Origin of the sequence: Streptomyces sp. NPDC048643, from assembly GCF_040650615.1 — a bacterium.
Lineage (GTDB): Bacteria > Actinomycetota > Actinomycetes > Streptomycetales > Streptomycetaceae > Streptomyces.
Genome location: NZ_JBEZHO010000005.1, coordinates 237,128 through 257,153, shown reverse-complemented (window position 1 = coordinate 257,153; position 20,026 = coordinate 237,128). Strand labels below are relative to the sequence as shown.

The 20,026-nt window shown below is 71.8% G+C and carries 15 protein-coding genes and 2 pseudogenes; 12 read left to right on the top strand and 5 right to left on the bottom strand.

Annotated elements, in window-relative coordinates:
- Nucleotides 1-85: 85 nt before the first annotated feature.
- Both AB0C62_RS07765 and AB0C62_RS07760 read left to right on the top strand, forming a co-directional pair.
- Entirely contained in the window at nt 86-694 is a 609-nt protein-coding gene (locus AB0C62_RS07765) for a TetR/AcrR family transcriptional regulator C-terminal domain-containing protein (RefSeq protein WP_362970584.1), read from the top strand.
- A 109-nt stretch (nt 695-803) separates the two neighbouring features.
- The gene (locus AB0C62_RS07760; protein ID WP_362970582.1) at nt 804-1,700 is read left to right on the top strand and encodes an NAD-dependent protein deacetylase; all 897 of its coding nucleotides are present in this window, start codon (nt 804-806) and stop codon (nt 1,698-1,700) included.
- 119 nt (nt 1,701-1,819) lie between these two features.
- Here AB0C62_RS07760 and AB0C62_RS07755 read toward each other — a convergent pair.
- The 3 genes and pseudogenes from AB0C62_RS07755 to AB0C62_RS07745 all read right to left on the bottom strand — a co-directional run.
- Nucleotides 1,820-2,227, bottom strand: a pseudogene (locus AB0C62_RS07755) (NUDIX hydrolase); the annotation flags it as partial.
- Between the two features lie 123 nt (nt 2,228-2,350).
- Nucleotides 2,351-3,850: a hypothetical protein gene (locus AB0C62_RS07750; protein ID WP_362970580.1), complete on the bottom strand. Its 1,500-nt coding sequence runs from the start codon at nt 3,848-3,850 to the stop codon at nt 2,351-2,353.
- 44 nt (nt 3,851-3,894) lie between these two features.
- A complete protein-coding gene (locus tag AB0C62_RS07745; RefSeq protein ID WP_362970578.1) occupies nt 3,895-5,331 on the bottom strand; it encodes a hypothetical protein in 1,437 nt (478 codons plus the stop codon).
- 394 nt (nt 5,332-5,725) lie between these two features.
- On the opposite strand from AB0C62_RS07745, the gene AB0C62_RS07740 reads away from it, so the two are divergent.
- From AB0C62_RS07740 to AB0C62_RS07715, 6 genes and pseudogenes are all read left to right on the top strand, one after another.
- Entirely contained in the window at nt 5,726-7,249 is a 1,524-nt protein-coding gene (locus AB0C62_RS07740; protein WP_362970576.1) for a cryptochrome/photolyase family protein, read from the top strand.
- A 182-nt stretch (nt 7,250-7,431) separates the two neighbouring features.
- Nucleotides 7,432-9,144, top strand: coding sequence for an aldehyde dehydrogenase family protein (locus AB0C62_RS07735; RefSeq protein ID WP_362970574.1), 1,713 nt, complete (start codon nt 7,432-7,434; stop codon nt 9,142-9,144).
- 68 nt (nt 9,145-9,212) lie between these two features.
- Nucleotides 9,213-9,818, top strand: coding sequence for an RNA 2',3'-cyclic phosphodiesterase (gene thpR, locus AB0C62_RS07730; protein ID WP_362970572.1), 606 nt, complete (start codon nt 9,213-9,215; stop codon nt 9,816-9,818).
- A gap of 202 nt (nt 9,819-10,020) precedes the next feature.
- Nucleotides 10,021-10,224 (top strand): cold-shock protein, encoded by a 204-nt coding sequence (locus AB0C62_RS07725; protein WP_081222374.1) that lies wholly within the window; start codon nt 10,021-10,023, stop codon nt 10,222-10,224.
- A 439-nt stretch (nt 10,225-10,663) separates the two neighbouring features.
- A complete protein-coding gene (locus tag AB0C62_RS07720) occupies nt 10,664-11,308 on the top strand; it encodes a dihydrofolate reductase family protein (protein ID WP_362970570.1) in 645 nt (214 codons plus the stop codon).
- 229 nt (nt 11,309-11,537) lie between these two features.
- A pseudogene (locus tag AB0C62_RS07715) lies at nt 11,538-13,072 on the top strand (carboxylesterase family protein).
- Between the two features lie 113 nt (nt 13,073-13,185).
- Here the strand turns inward: AB0C62_RS07715 and AB0C62_RS07710 are convergent.
- The gene (locus AB0C62_RS07710) at nt 13,186-13,806 is read right to left on the bottom strand and encodes a TetR/AcrR family transcriptional regulator (protein ID WP_362970568.1); all 621 of its coding nucleotides are present in this window, start codon (nt 13,804-13,806) and stop codon (nt 13,186-13,188) included.
- A 94-nt stretch (nt 13,807-13,900) separates the two neighbouring features.
- Here AB0C62_RS07710 and AB0C62_RS07705 point away from each other — a divergent pair, with 94 nt between their 5' ends.
- Nucleotides 13,901-14,830 (top strand): aldo/keto reductase, encoded by a 930-nt coding sequence (locus AB0C62_RS07705; protein WP_362970566.1) that lies wholly within the window; start codon nt 13,901-13,903, stop codon nt 14,828-14,830.
- Nucleotides 14,831-15,068: 238 nt separating this feature from the next.
- Here the strand turns inward: AB0C62_RS07705 and AB0C62_RS07700 are convergent, their stop codons facing one another.
- The gene (locus AB0C62_RS07700) at nt 15,069-15,707 is read right to left on the bottom strand and encodes a TetR/AcrR family transcriptional regulator (RefSeq protein ID WP_362970564.1); all 639 of its coding nucleotides are present in this window, start codon (nt 15,705-15,707) and stop codon (nt 15,069-15,071) included.
- Between the two features lie 68 nt (nt 15,708-15,775).
- Here AB0C62_RS07700 and AB0C62_RS07695 point away from each other — a divergent pair, with 68 nt between their 5' ends.
- The 3 genes from AB0C62_RS07695 to AB0C62_RS07685 all read left to right on the top strand — a co-directional run bounded on the left by AB0C62_RS07695 (nt 15,776) and on the right by AB0C62_RS07685 (nt 19,955).
- Nucleotides 15,776-17,380 carry an FAD-binding oxidoreductase gene (locus tag AB0C62_RS07695; protein ID WP_362970562.1) on the top strand — a complete coding sequence of 535 codons (1,605 nt, stop codon included), beginning with the start codon at nt 15,776-15,778 and terminating at the stop codon, nt 17,378-17,380.
- Between the two features lie 137 nt (nt 17,381-17,517).
- Nucleotides 17,518-19,086 (top strand): hypothetical protein, encoded by a 1,569-nt coding sequence (locus AB0C62_RS07690; RefSeq protein ID WP_362970559.1) that lies wholly within the window; start codon nt 17,518-17,520, stop codon nt 19,084-19,086.
- Nucleotides 19,086-19,955 (top strand): PhzF family phenazine biosynthesis protein, encoded by an 870-nt coding sequence (locus AB0C62_RS07685; RefSeq protein WP_362970557.1) that lies wholly within the window; start codon nt 19,086-19,088, stop codon nt 19,953-19,955. The genes AB0C62_RS07690 and AB0C62_RS07685 overlap by 1 nt, the downstream gene beginning before the upstream one ends.
- The last annotated feature ends 71 nt before the right edge of the window (nt 19,956-20,026 follow it).

The window sequence follows — 20,026 nt, the reverse complement described above, 5'->3', positions numbered from 1 at the left end:
CGGAAGCTAAATCTAAAGGCTTTCGGTTTCGGCAATGTAGCCTCCCTCTGGGCATTCGGGAAGACCACATTTTCGGGAGAGCGCGATGGGACGGCCGAGCAAGCCGCTGCTGGACAGAGAGCGGATCACCACGACCGCGCTCGAACTCGTGGACGCCGAGGGCGACTTCAGTGTTCCGAAGATCGCCCGACGGCTCGGTGTCCAGACGGGATCGGTGTATCACCACGTGGACGGCCGGGACGGCATCGTGGAGCTGCTGCGCGAGCGGGTGGCCGTCGCGATCGACCCGGCTCCGCTGACCGCCGAGGCACAGCCGTGGGACCGGCGGATGGCGGACTGGGCTCGTTCCTACCGGGCGGCCTTTGCCTCCCACCCGAAGGCGATTCCCCTGCTCACCACGTCGCCGGTACGAGCGCCGCGCGTCCTGGAGCAGTACGACCTGGCGGCCGGTCTCCTGCTGGACGCCGGTTTCTCCCTGCCGGACGTGATGCCGGTGATCATCGGCCTGGAGAACGTCGTGCTCGGGTCGGCCCTCGACATGGCCGCGCCGGAGATGATGTGGGAGCTGACCGACGAAACGGCGACGCCGCACCTGGCGGCGGCCCTGGCGGCGATGGGCGGGGGCCGCGCCGACGCGGCCTTCGAACTGGCCCTGACCGGCTTCCTGAGCCACGCCCGTTCCCTGCTGCTGTGATGAGGTCCTGATGCCGTCGGGTCACTCACCCGGGGCGGGTCCGAGCACGTCCGGCAGCGGTGTCGGCACTGTTCCGCGGACCAGGGCGCCGGGTCCGTACCCTGGCATCATGCGCATGCGCCCCACACTGAGCTGGACACCCACCGAGGACCTGCCGCCCGGCACCACGGATCTGCGGCCGGTGACCGACGCCCTGAGCACCGGCGGGGTGCTGGTGCTCAGCGGGGCGGGCATCTCCACGGAGTCCGGCATCCCGGACTACCGCGGCGAGCACGGGAGCCTGAGCCGGCACACCCCGATGACCTACCAGGAATTCGCCGGGAGCCCCCAGGCCCGACGACGGTACTGGGCGCGCAGTCACCTCGGCTGGCGAACCTTCGGCCGCGCCCGCCCGAACGACGGACACCGCGCCGTCGCCGCGTTCGAGCGACACGGACTGCTCTCGGGTCTGATCACCCAGAACGTCGACGGTCTGCACCAGGCCGCCGGCAGCGAGGGCGTCGTGGAACTCCACGGAGGTCTGGACAGGGTCGTGTGCCTGTCCTGCCACGACGTGAGCCCGCGTCGCGAACTCGCCCGCCGGCTGGAGGAGGCCAACCCGGGCTTCGAGCCGTTGGCCGCCACGATCAACCCGGACGGTGACGCCGACCTCACGGACGAGCAGGTCGGCGACTTCCACGTCGTGCCGTGCACGGTCTGCGGCGGCCTTCTCAAGCCGGACGTGGTGTTCTTCGGCGAGTCCGTCCCCCCGCTCCGCGTCGAGGACTGCCGCCGGCTGGTCCGCGAGGCGACCTCGCTGCTGGTTCTGGGCTCTTCGCTGACGGTGATGTCCGGCCTACGGTTCGTCCGCCAGGCCGCCCAGGAGGGAAAGCCGGTGCTGATCATCAACCGGGACCCGACTCGAGGCGATCCGCACGCCCTCGCCCGGGTCGCACTGCCCCTCGGAGCAGCCCTGACCACGGTGACCGCCCGGCTGGAGATCCCGCTCGACGAAGCAGCGGCCTGAGTGAGGCGGGTTCTCTCGGGAACCCCGAGGCATTCGCCCCATCCGCTCGACCAGCGGGTCAGATCGGCGAGATACAGGTCCAGCGTCTGAACGCGGCCTGGAAGAGGCTCGATCCGATCCCACCAGTGGATCGCCGCGATCTCGTCGGTGGCCAGGTAGTCACGAACCGCGGTACAGCGGCCCGCGAACAGGGCCAGGTACTCGGTTCGCCGGTCGGGCGCCACCACGAACTTCGCGAACCCGATGAACCGCAGCGCTCCGTCGGGTTCCTGTCCGCTCTCCTCCAGCAGCTCACGAACTGCCGCCTGCCGCAGGGACTCCCCTTCTTCGACGCCTCCGCCGGGAAGTTCCCAGGACTGGCGGTACCGGTCGAAGACCAGCAGGATCCGGTCGTCGTGCCAGAGGGCGACCAGAGCGGCCGCTACGGGTGCGTCGTTCGGCGGTGCCGTCTCCGCTCCCGGCGAGAAGGACAGCAACGCGGTTCCGCGGTCATCGACTGCGAGCGGTCGGTGCTCGGAGCTGGTCACGGTCGGACCCTTCCCCACTCGGCCCGGTGGAAAGCCCTCTGCGGCCCGGGCCTGCCCGCTTGCGTCGAAGCGCGGCAGTCCCGGGCCGGTACCTTCAGCCCCCGATGGACGGCGACCGCTCCGTCAGACCGTGGAGTGCGCGCCGGGGAGTGCCGCGCCGAAGTCGATCTCGGCGTAGCGGCGCTTGAGGCCCGCTGCGGTTCCGCTGATCGTCGTCGATCCCCTGGTGGCGGGTCCGGCGGCGGAGCCCCGGGCCGTCCACAGCAGTCCGTCGGAGTTCTCGCCGGGGACGCCCACGACGATTTCCGCCCTGCCGTCCTTCGTGACGTCCACCAGGTGGGTCGAGGCGCCGAAACGGTCTCCGGCCTCGGCCGTTCCGGCTATGCCGCCGGTCGTCTGCGAGTAGGCGCGCGAGCCGGCCGTGGTGAGACCCGCGGCCGAGCCCCGCAGCAGGGTCGCCTGCCCCGCCCCCGTGCTGGAGCCCAGCGCCTCCCAGGGAGCGCCGACCAGGACGTCGGCGTACTTGTCGCCGTTGGTGTCGCCGATGCTGAGCGACCATCCGAACTGGTCGCCGTTCTCGCCGCTCCCGGGTACACCGCCGGTGTCCTGGTGGACGATCTGCGGCTTCTGGTCGGGTGAGATGCCGTGAGCGCTGCCGTAGAGGACCTGGATCTCCCCGCCGCGGTGGGTGGGGACGGGCGCGGAGGTCAGTGACGCGTCGTACGGCACGCCGGTCACCAGGTCTCCGTACCCGTCACCGTCGATGTCGCCGATCTGGCCGGACAGGCCGTCGGCGAGCGGCAGTTCCGTGGAGGAGCCGTCGTGACCCTCGGCGTGGACGGGCCCGCCCTCGTCGCCGTCGGTCGGGCCGGGCAGCCAGAAGCGTTCGGCCCTCCCGTCGCCGTCGACGTCGCCCATGACGACACCGCGGTTGGTCCCGTAGTCGTTCACGAACCTTCTCTCGGCCGGGACACCGGAGCGGGTGAACGGGCCCGTGTAGGTGGTGGCGCCGCAGTTGCCCGTGACACCGATGTCCGGCGCTCCGTCTCCCGTGACGTCTCCGACGGCCAGCCCGGCCGCGAAGCCGCACCCTTCGTCCAGACCGGTCGGCGGTGAGATGTTCGCCGCGCTCTTGAGGCCGGCCGAGCTGCCCCACACCACGGTGAGCGAGCCGACGCCCCCCATGGTGCCCACGGCCTCGTCGGGGGTGCCGACCAGCAGGTCGGCGTAGCCGTCACGGTCCAGGTCCGCGGAGGCGACGGTCGTACCGAACTGGTCCCACTCCTCCGCCGCGCCCGGGATGCCGGAGGTGGCCTGGGTGATGACCGTGCGGTGGGAGGCCGACACCCCGCTCGCGGAGCCGTACAGCACCACGACCGCGCCCGCCTCGTCGACGGAGCCGTTGGCGGCTCCGGGCGCGCCGACGGCCACGTCGCGGTAGCCGTCGCCGTTGAAGTCGTCCTGGACGGCGGCGGTGTTGGCGCCTCGGTAGGGTGCGGCCGCCGTGGCCGTGCCGGGCAGTACGACGACGGTCAGTGTCGCGGACGTGGTGACGGCGATGGCGGAGGCCAGGATGCGGGAGGTGAAGGTGTTCGGGGTGCGGAGGCTGGTGCGGGAGGACATGGACGCTCCGGGTCGGGGGACGGACGGGACGGGGCGGTACGACGTCATGGGCCGGTCACCACGCTGCCGAAGTGGGTGGCGCCGGCCGAGCCGAGGCCGACGCCGCCGGTCGCGAAACTGATCGCGCCTGTCGCGGTGACGGACGAGGCGGATCCGCGCAGCGACCAGACGGCGCCCGAGCCGCCGTTCTCGCCCGGAGCGCCGACGACGAGATCCGCGTAGCCGTCCTTGTCGAGGTCGACGACCCGCACGCCCGTGCCGAACCCGTCGCCCGTCTCCGAGCTGCCCGGTACACCGGAGGTGCTCTGCGTCCAGGTACGGGCGTGAGCGGTGTCCAGTGTTCCCGTGGTGCCGCGTACGACGGTGACGCCACCGCTGCCGCTGTTCTCGCCCGGGGTGCCGATCACGAGGTCCGAGCGGCCGTCCTTGTCGGTGTCGCCGATCGCCAGCGAGGCGCCGAAGCGGTCCTTGGCCTCGCCGGAACCGGGCACCCCGGCGGTGTCCTGCGTGATCGTCTGGACGCGGTTCGAGGAGCCCGAGTATCCGGCGTCGAAGTAGATCGTGACCTGGCCACCGAGCGCTGTGCCCGGGCTCTGCGAGGGGTCCTCGGGGTTGCCGATGACGATGTCGGGAGTTCCGTTGCCGTTCAGGTCCCCCACGGCGGAGGAGGTCCCCGCGGGCAGGGGCGCGTCGTCGAAGCCGGCCGGGTCGGCGAACTGGGTGGACGGGTCGTCGCCGGTCCCGTCGTAGCCCCGGCCGCCGTCCGACACGCCCCGGCCGTGGACGATCAGACGGTCGTCGTCGGTGCCGGGCACGTCGACCGGGGTGAGGGCCACGATTCCGTGGGCCGGGTTGAAGTCGAACCCGTTCCCCGAGGTGCCCGACTGGTGTGACAGATCGGCGGGCACGTAGGTGACCTCGGCGTCGTTGGCGCCGACGGCGATGGACAGCTTGCCGTCGTTGACGGGATTGAGGCCGTCGTAGGTGCCCACGGCGACCGTCCGTCCGTACGCGTCGTGCGAGGTCGGCCAGGGGTCCTCGACCGTCTTCGCCTTCGTCAGGCCGGAGGCGGTGCCGTAGACGACCGTGACCGAGCCGCCTCCGACGTCTCCGTACACCTCCTCGCCGGGGGCGCCCACGACCAGGTCGCTGTAGCCGTCGTGGTTGAGGTCGGACACGGCGACGGCGGCGCCGAAGCGGTCGCCGGCCTCGGCTGCCCCCGGAACGCCGGTGGAGTTCTGGGTCAGCACGGTGCGTCTGGAGGGGTCGACTCCGTGCGAGGTGCCGTAGAGCACGACGACGGCTCCGGCCTTGCTGTGGCCCGCCACCGTGGCGTCGGGGGCGGAGACGACGATGTCTCGGTAGCCGTCCTTGTTCACGTCACCCGGGGTGCCGGCGGTCGCCTCGGCGCTCGCCATGGCGAGCGGGGTCAGGCCCGAGGCGAGGAGGGTTGCGGACATCAGCAGGGTGCGTTTACGCACGAGCTACTCCAGAGAGGGTGATTCGGACCAGAAGGCGATGGACTCGACCACCCGAAAGCAGTTTCCGACATGATCAGGCCAAGTACGCGCACGCAAGACTCCCGAGGCGGCTGGAGGGTTGCACGAGGCGGACGTTTTTCTGAACCGCACGTGGCGCGTGGGCATCGGGCCCGGCGCCGACGAACATCTCGGCTCCGTCGTCACCCGTCCGGGTCGGTACCGGATGACGCGCGCGCGGAACGCGGAACGGTCGGCCGGCGGCCGTGTAGAGAGGACCAAGCGCGGGCCTTTCACTAGCCGCGCGGAGGAGGCTCGGCTTTCGGCAGGGGCGGTGATCGCGTCGGCCGCCCGAGTCGCCGAACGTCCGTCGAGGTGATGGAGGCCGAACACGCCCATGAGCACTCCCCACTGGCTCTTCGGCGACCAGCTAGGTCCCCACTTCCTCGCTCCCGGCGAGGGCGGCCCGGACCGCGACGCTCCGGTGCTGATCATCGAGGCGCGGTCGGTCTTCCGCCGACGACGCTTCCATCGCGCGAAGGCCCATCTGGTCCTGTCGGCGATGCGGCACCGGGCCGCCGAACTGGGCGACCGGGCTCGCTACATCCGGGCCGACACCTACCGCGAAGGGCTCCGCGAAGCGATCGGCGACGTCGACAGCGGCGCCGGCGGCGCGGTGACGGTGCACCATCCGACCTCGCACGCGGCCCTGCGGCTGGTGCGGTCGCTCGACGCCGTCACCGTCCTGCCGGCCCGCGGTTTCCTGGTGCTTCAGGAGGACTTCGGCACCTGGGCGGACGGCCTCGGTGGTCGGCGGCTGCGGCAGGAGGACTTCTACCGGTGGGTGCGGCGCGGACACGACCTGCTGATGGACGGTGACACCCCGGCCGGCGGGCGCTGGAACCACGACCACGACAACCGCGAACCACCTCCCAAGAACGTCCGGACCCTCGACGTACCGGCGCCCTACCGGCCGCGGGAGGACGCGATCGACGAGGAGGTCCGGCGCGACCTCGACCGGTGGGAGAGCAGCGGAGAGGTGAGCTTCGTCGGACGGGACGGGCCCCGGCTTTTCCCCGCCTCCCGACGTGAGGCGCTGGCGGCGCTTCGACGGTTCGTGGAGCACCGCCTCACCGGCTTCGGCGCGTACGAGGACGCGATGCTGGCGGCGGACCCGGTGATGAGCCACAGCCTGCTCTCGTCGTCGCTGAACCTCGGCCTGCTGCATCCTGCCGAGTGTGTCGAGGCCGCGGAGGGCGCCTGGCGGTCCGGGCAGGCTCCGATCAACAGCGTGGAGGGATTCGTCCGGCAGATCGCCGGCTGGCGTGAGTACGTCTGGCAGCTCTACTGGTACTTCGGTGACGACTACCGGAACAGCAACGCGCTGCGGCACCACACGCCGCTGCCCGACTGGTTCCTCGATCTCGACGCCGAGGCCGTGACCGCCCGTTGCCTGGCCACGACGCTCGCCCAGGTACGCGACACCGGTTGGACCCACCACATCCCGCGGCTGATGCTGCTCGGCAGTCACGCCCTGCAGCGCGGCTGGGACCCGCGGGCGGTCACGGACTGGTTCCACCGCTGCTTCGTCGACGGCTACGACTGGGTCATGCTGCCGAATGTCGTCGGGATGTCCCAGTACGCCGACGGCGGGCGGATGACCACCAAGCCCTACACCTCGGGCGGCGCGTACGTGCACCGCATGAGCGACCTGTGCACGGGCTGCGCCTACCGTCCGACGGAACGCGTGGGGGAACGGGCCTGTCCGTTCACCACCGGCTACTGGGCCTTCCTGTACCGGCACCGGCAACGGCTGTCCGGGAACAACCGGATGAGCCAGGCCGTCCGCGGGCTCGACCGGCTCGGCGACCTGGACGAACTGCTGCAGCAGGCACGGGACAACGGCGACGGGCCGCCCTGACGGGCGTGGGTGGGGGCGTGATCCGCCCGGGCATCACCGGGGGCCTCACGCGTCGAGGTGTGCGCAGTCGCGTCCTTCCTGCTCGTCGACCCCGTGCGGGACACTGCCCGTAGGCACGACCGACCGGGCCCGGCCGATCCCGACGCACCTGTTCGCGCACCCCCACCGAAGGAGTTGTCCCTTTGAGTACCGCACCCGCCCTCGACACCGCCCACCTCGACCTCGCGGTCGGCGAACTACGCGCGCACGCCGACTCCTGGACGGCCACCTCCCTGGCGGAGCGCATCGGCCTGCTGGAGCGGATGTTGCCACGCATCGGTGACGAGGCCTCGGGGATGGTCGCCGCGGCGGCCCGCGCCAAGGGCTACGACGAGCGGTCGGAATGGGCCACCGAGGACTGGGCGTCGGCCCCCTGGGCGCTCGCCCAGACCGTGAGCGCCTACCTGCACGTGCTGCGGCGCCTGCACGCCGGAAAGGCCCCGGTCAGCGCGGGACAGACCCGCACGCACGACGGCCGCGCGGTGATACGGGTCTTCCCCGCCACCGCCGCCGACCGCCTGCTCCTCAACGGGTTCACAGCCGATGTGTGGACGTTGCCGGGCACCTCACGGGAACAGGTCCTGGAGCGGGCCGCGGGCGAGTACCGCGGACGTCCCGGCCGCCCCGCCGTCGCTCTCGTGCTCGGCGCCGGCAACGTCGCGGCCATCACCCCGCTCGACATCCTGCACAAGCTCTATGCGGAGGGGCAGGTCGTCATCGCCAAGATGAACCCGGTCAACGCCTACCTCCGTCCCCATTTCGAGGCGGTGTTCGGCGAGTTCGTGGAACGAGGGCTGGTCCGCTTCGTCGACGGAGGCCAGGCGGAAGGCACCTACCTGACCCGGCACGACGGCATCGACGCCATCCACGTCACCGGCAGCGAACGCACCCACGACGCCATCGTGTGGGGCACCGACGAGCGGGCGGCGGAACGCCGGCGCGCCAACACGCCGCTCAACACCAAGCCGTTCACGAGCGAGTTGGGCGGCATCAGCCCCTGCATCGTGACGCCGGGCCCCTGGAGCACGGCCGACTTCCGCTTCCAGGCCGAACACATCGTCACCAGCAAACTCAACAACTCCGGTCACAACTGCGTCGCCAGCCAGATCCTGCTCGTCCCCCGGGACTGGGACGGCACCGACCGCCTGCTGGCCGCGATCCGCCAGGTCCTGCGCCGACTCCCGCCGCGTGACGACTACTACCCGGGCGCCGAGACCCGCCTCGACACAGTCGTGCGGGCCCACCCGGAGGCCGAGACCTACGGCGCCGGCGTCTGCCGTGTGCTGGTCCCGGACGTCACCGACCCCGACGATCGGATGCTCACGGACGAGGTGTTCGCCAGTGCCCTCGGCGTCGTACGCCTGCCCGGCGCCGACGCTCCCGAATTCCTCGCGGCGGCAACGGAGTTCGCCAACGAGAAGTTGCCCGGCACCCTGGGCGCCACACTCCTCGTCCACCCCAGGACCGAGCGCGCGCACCGTGCCGCGGTGGACGACGCCGTCACCGCGCTGCGATACGGCACCCTCGGCATCAACTGCTGGTCGGCCTTCGGATTCCTCCTCGGCCACACCCCGTGGGGCGCCCACCCCGGCCACACGCCCCAGGACATCGGCAGCGGCATCGGCTTCGTCCACAACACGTTCATGCTCGAGGACATCGAGAAGACCGTGCTCCGCGCCCCCTTCGCCCCCGCGCCCCGCGGCCTGTTCACCGGCTCCCCCTCCCTGTCCCCCCGCCCGCCGTACTACGTCACCAACCGCACCGGACGCACCACCCTGCAGCGCCTGACCGCGTACACGACGGACCCCGGATGGAGTCGCCTTCCGTCGATCTTCGCGTCGGCACTGCGCGGCTGAGCGAGAGGTTCGGGGCGGGGCCGGCCGTTGCGGCCCCGCCCGTACGCCATTTCGCTTCCGTGTCACCGATGCGGTACGAAGACGCGGTGAAGGATCATCCCCCGCCCTCGACCGTCCGTGTGTTCATCGCGCTCGCCCCGCCCGACCAGGCGAAAGAGGAGCTGGCTGCGGCGCTCGGCCCCGCCTACGCGGCGCACCCGGAGATGCGGTGGAACCGTGTCGAGGACTGGCACATCACCCTGGCGTTCCTGGGAGAGCTGCCCACCGACGCGGTCCCCCTGCTGCGGCCGCCCCTCGCCGACCTCGCGGCGAAGCGCCCGTCGCCGTCTCTGGCCCTGCACGGCAGCGGCACGTTCGACGACCGCGTGCTGTGGAGCGGCGTCGACGGAGACCTTTCCGAACTGCACGAACTCGCCGCCGACGTCCGTACCGCCGTACGGAACTGCGGGATCTCCTTCGAGGAGCGTCCGCTCCGCCCTCACCTGACGTTGGCCCGCGCCCGTAGGGGAGACCATGCCTCAGCGGCTGAGATCGCCCAGGGGATCGCCGGCTTCACCGGCCGCCGATGGTCCGCCGAGCGTCTCCATCTGGTCGGCAGCAACGCGGGCCGCGGCCGGGGGCCGATCCACTACCGCGACATCGAGGCCTGGACTTTCGGCGACAGGGCTGCGTAGCCCCTGCCTGTTCGCTGACGAACGACGCCCAGGGCCTGACCCGCCGCCTTGGACGCCCCCACGGGCTGCATGACGCGCTCCCTCACGTCACTGTGCGTGGTTCACTCTATGCGGTGAGTTAGTTTCTCGTCCGCACGGGGCAAGATCGATCAGGCCGTGTGCAAGGCGCGGCCGTCTGCACGTAGTCACAGAGGATGCACAGATGGCAACAGGTGTCGTGAAGTGGTTCAACTCGGAGAAGGGCTTCGGCTTCATCCAGCAGGATGACGGCGGTCCCGACGTGTTCGTGCACTTCTCCGCGATCCAGACGACCGGCTTCAAGGAGCTGGCCGAGGGCGCCAAGGTCGAGTACGACGTCAACCAGGGCCCCAAGGGGCCGCAGGCTGAGCAAGTGGTGCCCGTCTGACTCCGCCGTACCGAGCGGGCCGACCAGCCCCGCGCACACGAGGGCCGCTTGCCGCCGATCGGAGGCAAGTGGCCCTCGGGCGCTCAGGAGGGTCAGGGCTTGGGGCGTGTCCCTGTTCCGGTGATTCCCTAAGCGCCGGGCACCCGTGGGGCGGACCGCTTCAGCCGGGCAGAGCGCTGATCTCGCCGCCGGCCCTGCACGCCGCGTAGGCCCTTCCGACGGGCGCCGCCTCGCTGCGCACCCCGCTGGTACGACGTACGCCGGGTGCCCGGTACCGCGTAGGCCGGGTGCCGCCCGAACTCCGCACGTGAGCTGTCGTCCGGCCACCGGGGAAAGAAGATTCGGGCCAGTGTCGATCCGGGCGTGTTCCGTTCGACGTGCTGGTGTGGGGCGGAACTCCGCCGCACGAGGACGCGACGGGACCTGTCGAGGAGATCACGTGGAACAGCTGCTGAAAGTCATGAATTTCAACGTCTCGAGTGACGGAATCGGGGCGGGTGAGGACCAGACCCTCGAACGCCCCTTCGGCCTCCCCCATCCCGAGAGACTGTTCGCCTGGGCCGGCGCCACGGCGAGCTGGCCCATGCGCTCGGACCCCGGAGGCAGCCGGGGCCTGGACGACTACTTCACACGGGACTTCGCTCACAACATCGGCGCCGAGATCATGGGCCGCAACAAGTTCGGCCCCCAGCGCGGGCCCTGGGAGGACCACGACTGGCGCGGCTGGTGGGGTGAGGAGCCCCCGTTCCACACCCCGGTGTTCGTCCTGACCCACCACGAGCGTCCTTCGATCACGCTCTCCGACACCACGTTCCACTTTGTCGACGGTGACCCGGCCGCCGTCCTCGAACGGGCGCGCGAGGCGGCCCAGGGCAAGGACGTCCGGCTCGGCGGCGGGGTCACCACGGTCCGGCAGTTCCTCGACGCCGGCCTCGTCGACACCCTGCACGTGGCGGTCTCGCCGGTGAAGCTCGGGTCCGGGCTCCGCCTCTGGGATTCACCCGAGGACCTGCTCGACCGGTTCCACCTCGACGTCGTGCCCAGTCCGAGCGGGGTGGTGCACCACCTGTTCTGGCGGCGCTGACACGCGACGGGTGCCGCCGCCTCACCGCCCCCTCCACTCGGCTCACTCCTCCCATCGCCGTCTGCCCTTGTGCCGACGGAAGTGCGAGCACGGTGTGGTGAGGGCGGCGGATGGCGGCTCGCGCCGTACGAGACAGCCGTAAATCGCTGGCGTGCCTGCCCGCCGCGGTGGAGGATCCCGAGGGTCCGGGGTACCTGCGAGCCCTCGCCTTGTCTGATGGGTGGTCGTGATGACCGTTGCCGAACCGGAGTCATCCGGGCCCCGGCCCGAGGTCCGCTTGGTGGCGGGAAGGCTGCGGGGTGTCCGGGAGTCCGGTGCTGCCGTCTTTCGCGGCATCCCGTTCGCCGAGCCTCCGGTCGGCAGGCTGCGCTTCGCGGCGCCGCGACCCGTGCCCGGCTGGAGCGGCGTGCGCGAGGCACTGGCGTACGGTCCGCCGCCTCCGCAGGGCGGGCACTTCGGCATGGACGCGTCCTCGCAGGAGACGCCGGGTGACGACTGGCTGACGGTCAACGTCTGGTCGCCCGATCCCACCCCGGGGGTGGGACTGCCGGTGATGGTGTGGATCCACGGCGGCGCCTATGTGATCGGCACGTCCGGCCTGCCCGAGTACGACGGTGGCCGGCTCACGCGCGACGGCGTCGTCGTGGTGACGTTCAACTACCGGGTGGGGATCGAGGGCTTCGCCCAGATCGAGGGGGCCCCCGCCAACCGGGGGCTGCTCGACCAGGTCGCCGCCCTCGCCTGGGTGCGCGACAACATCCGGGCCTTCGGCGGCGATCCGGACCGGGTCACGGTGTTCGGTCAGTCCGCGGGCGCTGGATCCGTCGCCGCGCTGCTGGCCATCGACCGAGCCACCGGGCTCTTCCGCCGGGCTGTCGTGCAGAGTGCCACGGGCACCCTCTTCACGCCGGAACTCGCGGCCGACATCACCGCCGCCTGCGCGGCCGAACTGGGACGCCAACCCACCGTGGCGGACCTGTCAGCCGTCGCCCACGGGAACTGTCCGTCGCCGCCGACACGGTGGGCGCCAAGATGGACCAGTGGGCCCGGCGTTGGGGCCGGGCCGCGTACCGGTCGATCGTGTTCTCTCCCGTCGTCGACGGCGAGGTCCTGACCGTCACGCCGTGGCAGGCCCTCGCGGACGGCGCCGGACGCGACATCGAACTCCTCGTCGGCCACACCCGCGACGAGCAGCGCCTGTTCACCGCCATCAGTGGACTCCTCGGCGAGGTGGGCGAGGAGCAGGCGGCGCGCGCCCTCGACGCCCTCGCCCCCGGCGCGGACGGTGCACGCCGCTACCGCGAGGCCTTCCCGACGGCCCGCCCCGACGAGCTGTACGAACTGGTCCACTCCGACTGGCTGTTCCGCATGCCGTCGCTCCACCTCGCCGAGGCGCGGACAACCGCCGGCGGGCGGGCGCACGTCTACGAGTTGACCTGGCCGGCCCCCGGTATGGGAGGCGCCCTCGGCGCCTGCCACGGCCTCGACGTGCCCCTCGTCTTCGGCAATCTGGACCGCGGACAGACTGCCCTGCTGATCGGCGAGGCACCCTCCCCAGAGGCCGAGGCGCTGTCCGCGCGCATGCGCGCGGCGTGGACCTCGTTCGCGGCCCACGGCGATCCCGGCTGGCCCGCGTACGACGCGGATCAGCGCCTCGTCCAGTGCTTCGACACGGAGCCGACCGTCAGCGCCTACCCGGAGGAGCCCTCCCGCCGGATCTGGCAGGACCACACGTTCTCGCCGCTTCCGCTGGTCGGCGATTGAGCCCGCCAGGGGACGGGAGCTGTTCGCCGCGGTAGGTCCGGGCATCGGTCGGACGGATGAGCCGGGTCGGCAGGCGTCGCGCCGACCTCGGCTCGGGCGGGAGCGACCGACACTCAGGCGCGCCGCGCCGGTCGCAGTCCGTCGGCGATGAGGTCCAGGTGGCGTGCGGTCTGTTCGGGCTGGATGCCCGAGACCGCGGCCAGGGAGACGCCGAGCAGCAGCGTGGTGAGGTCGTCGGGCGTGACGTCGGCGCGGAGTGAGCCGTCCCGCGCGCCCGCCAGCAACAGCGTCTCCACCGCTTCGACGATGCGTTCGCGGGTGGGGATCACGGGCATCCTCCCCGCCGTGGGACCGGTGCGCGGGTCCCGGTACATGGCGTGCTTGGTCGCGGCGAAGGCGATGTAGCGGTCCATCCATGCCCGCAGCGCGGCCGGCGGGGGCAGCTCCTCCAGAAGCCGGCCCGCACAGGCGGCGACCTGGTCGAGTTCGTTCGCGTAGACGGCCTCCACCAGTGCGTCGCGGGTGGGGAAGTTGCGATAGAGCGTGGCGATGCCCACGCCCGCCTGCTTGGCGACGGTCTCCAGGGCCACCGGTTCCGTAGCGGACGTGAACGCGGCCCGGGCGGCCTCGATGATCTTGTCCCGGTTGCGGCGCGCGTCGGCGCGGGGTGCGCGCGGCGCCCCGGGTTCCGGCGTGCCGGGATTTCTGTCGGCGGGAGAAGCGTGCGCGGACAAAGTGGAGGATCCCTCCGTATGTGTTACGGTCGATATGGCGGAGGATTCCTCCACTTAGACCATGCTCTCACGCCTCTCCGAGGACGGACATCCCATGACCTCTCCCGCCCCGACCCCCTCGTCCCCCACCACCGCCATCGGCGCTCCCCGGGCCGGCGGCCCGGGCCGCCTCGGCGACCGTGTCGTCTCCCGCGTCGGCTTCGGAGCGATGCAGCTCCCGCGACTGCGCGACGACCGCGCCGGCGCCCTCGCGATCCTGCGCCGCGTGGTCGAGCTCGGCGTCGACCACATCGACACCGCGCAGTTCTACGGCGACGGCTACGCCAACGACCTGATCCGCGAGGCGATCCGCCCCGAGGACGGCGTCACCGTGGTCAGCAAGGTGGGAGCCACGCCCCACTCGGACGGCCCGGTCCCGCTCCGCTACGCCCAGCACCCCGACGAACTGCGCGCCGACGTCGAGGCCAACCTCAAGAGCCTCGGGCTCGACACGATCCCCCTCGTGAACCTGCGCCGCCCCACCACCAGCGGTTTCGGCCTCACCGTCACACCTGACCAGGTCGTCGACCTCGACGACCAGCTCGCCGTGATGACCGAGCTGCGAGACGAGGGCAAGATCGGCGCCATCGGTCTGAGCACCGTCGGTCTCGACGACCTGAAGCGGGCCCTGCCGGCTCGGATCGCCTGCGTGCAGAACGCGTACAGCCTGCTGGCCCGCGAGGACGAGGACCTGCTGCGGACCTGCGCCGCCGAGGACATCGCCTGGGTGCCGTACTTCCCCCTCGGCAGCGCCTTCCCCGGCCTCCCCAAGGTGTCCGAGCACCCGGTGGTCGAGGAGATCGCCGGCTCCCTCGACGCCACTCCCGCCCAGGTCGGCCTGGCCTGGCTCCTCCACCACACCCCCAACGCCCTCCTCATCCCCGGCACCGCCGACGCCTCCCACCTCGAAGCCAACGTCGCCGCGGGCGCCGTCACGCTCGACGCCCCCACCCTCGCCCGGCTCGACGCAGTCACCGTGAGCTGACTCCGGCCCCCGACTGCCGCCCAGCCGAACCGACCTCGCGCGGACGACCGCACGAGGTCGGTTCGCGTGCGGTGCGGGCGCCGCACCACCTGTCGGTCAGGGGCACGGGCGCGCAGACCGCGCCCGACGGACGCCGCCCGGCCGGAACCCCTTGCGGACGCCGCCCAACGCACCCCGCTCGCCGCCCTGTTGAGCCGCGGGACCGACCAAGGCGAGGGACGAGGGGTACGCGTCGGGCCTACGCGTTCCCGTCGTCCACGGCGAGGATGGTGCGGCTCGCGGCGAAAAGGCGGGCGCAGCGTCGCGTCATGGCTTCGGGCGTCTGCTCCGGATGGCCGGCCCACCAGCGGACCAACGCCGTACACAAGCCGCGCCAGGCGTACGTGAGCGCGTCGGCGTCCAGCGGGTCGCCGGCTCCGGCCTCCTGGAGGAGGTCGGCCGTGCCGATGGCCGCGAGGTCGTCGATGGCTCCGCGGTAGTACGCCGCGCGTCGGGCGGCGGCACTGTCGGGCGGCAGGGTTCCGTCGTAGAGGACGAACCACGCCTCGCGCCGCCCGTCGAGAGCGACGAACAGGGCCTCCATGACGCGCAAGGGGGTGGGCGGCGCACCTGTGGCGGGTCCGGCCATCGCGTCGCGGATCGCGTCCAGCAGTCCGTCACCGACCGGATTCAGGCACGCGAGATAGAGGTCCTCCTTGCTCCCGAAGTAATGGTGCAGCAGCGGCTTGGTGACCCCTACGCGGGCGGCGACGGCGGCCACGGTGGTGGCCTCGTACCCGTGGCGACCGAACTCCTCGGTGGCCACGGCCAGGACCTGGCGTTCACGCGCGGCCCTGGGGACACCCTTGGTGCCGGCCTTCGAAGGGAGCGTTGTCATGGTCCGGATATTATCCTAGGGTAATTTTCCGTTGGGTCAATTCTCTGGACCTCGCTGGGAGCACACGTATGTCCGCCACTCCGTCCGGCCCCGGTCCGTCCCGCATGCGCTCCTGGTGGGGCTGGGGTCACGTCGACGCCCACCCCGACGACGCCGAATGCGTCGCCATGGGCGCCCTGCTCCCTGGCACGCTGGCCCGCCCCCTCCCGATACCCCGGGTCGCCGACCTGGCCATCGGCAGCCCCGCCGTGACCGCACCGCTCTCGCTCGCCCACCTGGTCAGCGCCGATCCGGACGTACGCGCCGCACACGCCATGGGCAAGGCCTACCGCGACGTCGTCCGGGCCCTGCGCGGCCGTCCCGGGCGGATCCCCGATCTGGTCGCCCGGCCGACCGACGACCAGGATGTCGTCGACCTGCTGGACTGGGCCGGCGAGCAGGGCGTGGCCGTCGTCCCCTTCGGCGGCGGCTCCTCGGTGGTCGGCGGCGTGGAGTACCGCGGCGACGCCCATCGCGCCGTGCTCTGCCTCGACCTGACCTCGATGGACCGGGTCCTGGAGATCGACACGGCCGGCCGCTCGGCGCGGATCCAGGCAGGCGCGCTCGGGCCCGTGCTGGAAGGCCAGTTGCGACCGCACGGGCTCACTCTGCGGCACTTCCCGCAGAGCTTCGAGTTCTCCACGCTCGGCGGCTGGCTGGCCACCCGGGCGGGCGGTCACTACGCCACCGGCCGCACCCACATCGACGACTTCGTGCAGTCGATGAACGTCGTCACGCCCGCCGGAGTCAGCACCTCGTGGCGTCTGCCCGCATCCGGCGCAGGACCGTCGCCCGACCGACTCTTCCTCGGCTCGGAGGGTGCGCTCGGTGTCATCACCGAGGCATGGATGCGGCTTCAGGAGCGGCCGGAGCACAAAGCCTCCACGTCCGTCGCTTTCGCCGACTTCCACCAGGCGCTGGACGCGGTACGTGCCGTCGCCCAGTCCGACCTCGCCCCGGCCAACTGCCGTCTGCTCGACCCCGGTGAGGCGCTTCTGTCCGGCGCCTCGCACGACGGCTCGGCCGTCCTCGTCCTCGGTTTCGAGTCCGCGACCGCCCCCGTCGACGACCGACTCGCCGCCGCTCTGGCCATGGCCCACGCCCACGGAGGCCGGGGCGGAACCATGACCGCAAACCGCGCCAAGACGGCCGATTCGGTCGTGGGCGCCTGGCGGTCGGCGTTCCTGCGCATGCCGTACCTCCGCGACGGACTGGCCCGGATGGGTGCCGTCGTCGAGACCTTCGAGACCGCGGCCACCTGGGACAGGATTCCCGCGCTGATCGACGCCGTCCGCACCGAGGTCGGCGCCGCCGCCGTCAAGGCGACCGGTCACCCCGCCACCGTCAACTGTCGCCTGACCCACGTCTATCCGGACGGCGCGGCCCCCTACTTCACCGTGGCCGTCGCGGGTCGGCCCGGGGACGAGATCGAGGTCTGGGACGACATCAAGGCCGTCGCCGGCGACGTACTGCACCGCCACCGCGCGACCATCACCCACCATCACGCCGTCGGCCGCGACCACCGCCCGTCCTACGACCTCCAGCGCCCGGAGCCCTTCGCGAAGGTGCTCCGGGCCGCCAAAGAGGCGTTGGACCCCCACCACATCCTCAATCCGGGAGTTCTGATCGACTGACCGTGCGACGACGGACGGCCGAGGGCCGGAGGTCGGGCACCTGAACTCCCCCTCCCACGGGGCGACTTCGGCGGGAGACGTCTCGTGTGCCGGTGAGACGTCTCGCGTACTCCCCGTGTCCCTGCGAGGATCTCCAGGTGTATCGCATACGCCGCCGGGGCGCGGCTCTGATCGTTCTGTTGCTGGCGGCATTCCTCCTGCCCACGGTGACAGCCCAAGCGGCCACCCCGGCAGTCGAGTTGAAGGTGCCGGACACGGCGTACCTGCCCAAGCGGGGGGTCAGCCCCAGCGGAGGCATCCGACTCTGGCTCACCCCGCGACCAGGGGCGGGCCGGGCCGCACAGGCCGACGTGACCCTGACGGTCGACGCGTCGGAGCTGGAGGGCATCGCCCGTCTCCGCACCCGCCGTACCTGCGGAGACCACGCCTTCGGTACGAGGGACGTCGTCCGGTGCAGTCTCGGCACTCTCACTCGCGGCAAGGAGAACCATCCGGACGGGATCTACATCGAAGCCGTCGAGGGCGTGCGCCGCGGCAGTCACGGCACGATCCGCTACACCTTCGGTGCCCCCGGTACCCAGGACGCCGTCTTCGAGACGGACGTGTGGATCGAAGGTCCCGACCTTCGCGCACGCGTAGAGAAGCCGCGCACGGGCGACGCCGCCGGCGAGACCTTCGGCTTCACGCCACAGATCCGCAACGCGGGCAGGTTCCCCGCGCGGGGATTCGGCGTGAGGTTCGCCGCCCCGCACGTCACCTTCCCCACGCAGTACGCTAATTGCCGGTACGCGGCCGAAGGGCCCGGGCTCTTCGCGGACTGCTGGTTCGACCACCAGCTCGCGCCCGGGCAGGCATACGCATTCGCCGAGCCCATCTCCGTCGACGTACCGGACACGATGGTGAACGGCAGCTTCAGCTACGTCCCGTACCTCCAGGGGATGACGGGAAACGCGGAGGAGGACCCCGGCGCCACCGGCACCGACCCCACCCTGCGGCAGGGCACGGGACCGAAGTTGAGGGTGCGTGCCATCGACGCCGAGGCCGGCGCGTTCGGCGACAAGTACAGCCTCGGCGACATCCGACTCCACACCTCGCAGACCGCCGACCTACGGGTGAGCGCCGATGCCGTGGTGGGCACGACCGGGAGCACCGCCGAGGCCACGTTCCGTGTCGACAACGCCGGACCGGGCCGCATGTCGGGCACAGTGCTGCGCATCACTGTCCCGGAGGGTCTGAGCGTGGTCGCGCCCACGCCCCCGCCGGACCCCGACAACGAGTCGGAGTGGCAGTGGGAATGTGCCGCATCCAGCAAGCGTGTCCACACCTGCACCCCGCCGAACCCCCTGGAGCCCGGCGACACCTGGCAGACGACGCTCGAGTTCCGCATCGACCGGCGCGTCCGCGGGGCCGAAGGTCTCCTCGAAGCGGTGCAGGATCCGGAGCGGCCCGCGAACGACCCGAGGAAGGCGGACAACACGGCCTCCATCGCCGTGCGTTCCACGGGTGGTCCGCTCGTCGAGCCGTCCGAGGCGAACCCGGCTCCGCTCGCGGCCGCCACCGCACGTGGTGGCGACGACGGCTCGCACCTCGTGGTGGCGCCGGCGCTCGGCGCGTGTCTCGTCGGTGCCGCCGTGTTGTTCGGACTTCGTGCGCGGGCGGTCCGCCGCGGGGCGGAGAACGGCGGCCGGGACGAGGAGAGCCGCTGATGCGCGGGCGCGGACTTCCCGTCACGATCGTCCACGCCTGTCTCCGCGAAGGCCGCGGCGGAAGTCCCACCGCGGTGCTGGCCGAGGCGCCGCTGAGTGACGACGAGCGGTGTCGAGTGCCGGCCGTGACGGGCACCTCGCACGCCGTCTTCGTTTCGGTGCACGACAGCCCGCCCTCCGGCCCCGTGGTCTCCCTTCGCTTCTTCACCGCCGAGGGCGAGCTGCCTGCGTGCGGTCATGGGACGGTCGCCGCGCTGGCCTTCCTGGCAGGGCGCGCCGGGGGCCGGGAGTACCGGGCCACCTTCCACGCGGGAGGGCGGGTCTTCTCCGGCTGGTCCGTACGCGGGAAGACGCAGGTCGATGCCGCCTTCGACCCCGGTCCCGTCGCCCTGCGCGAGCCCACGGCGATCGAGCGCGGCCTTGTCCTGCCCGCAGTCGGTGTCACCTCGGGCACTCTCGCTCCCGGCACCCGTGTCGCCTCGGTGGGGCGGTCCCGGTTGCTGGTTCCCGTCGCGACGCGGTCCGCTCTCGCCGCCCTCGACCCGGACTTCGAACGGCTCCGGGACGCCTGCGACCGACTCGGTCTCCTCGGCTGCTACGCCTATTCGGTGCCCTCCGCCACCGGGCGCCTCGCGGCACGCATGTTCGCCCCGTCGATCGGCGTCGCGGAAGACGTCGCCAACGCCAACAGCACCGCCTGCCTCGCCGCTCACCTGGCCGGTCGGCGCGACATCGACATCGCCGTCGACATGGGCGACTCCCTGGGCAGCCCCTCCACCATCACCGCCACCGCGCGGCACGACGCATCCGGTCCGCTCATCCGCCTGGGCGGCGCCGCGACGATCGCGCGCACCATACGCCTGCCCTAGCCGGTCCACGGCCCGTCAGCGCGTAGCGAGCACCTGACTCGGGCAGGGTGCGCCCTCGTCCCCCACCGTGC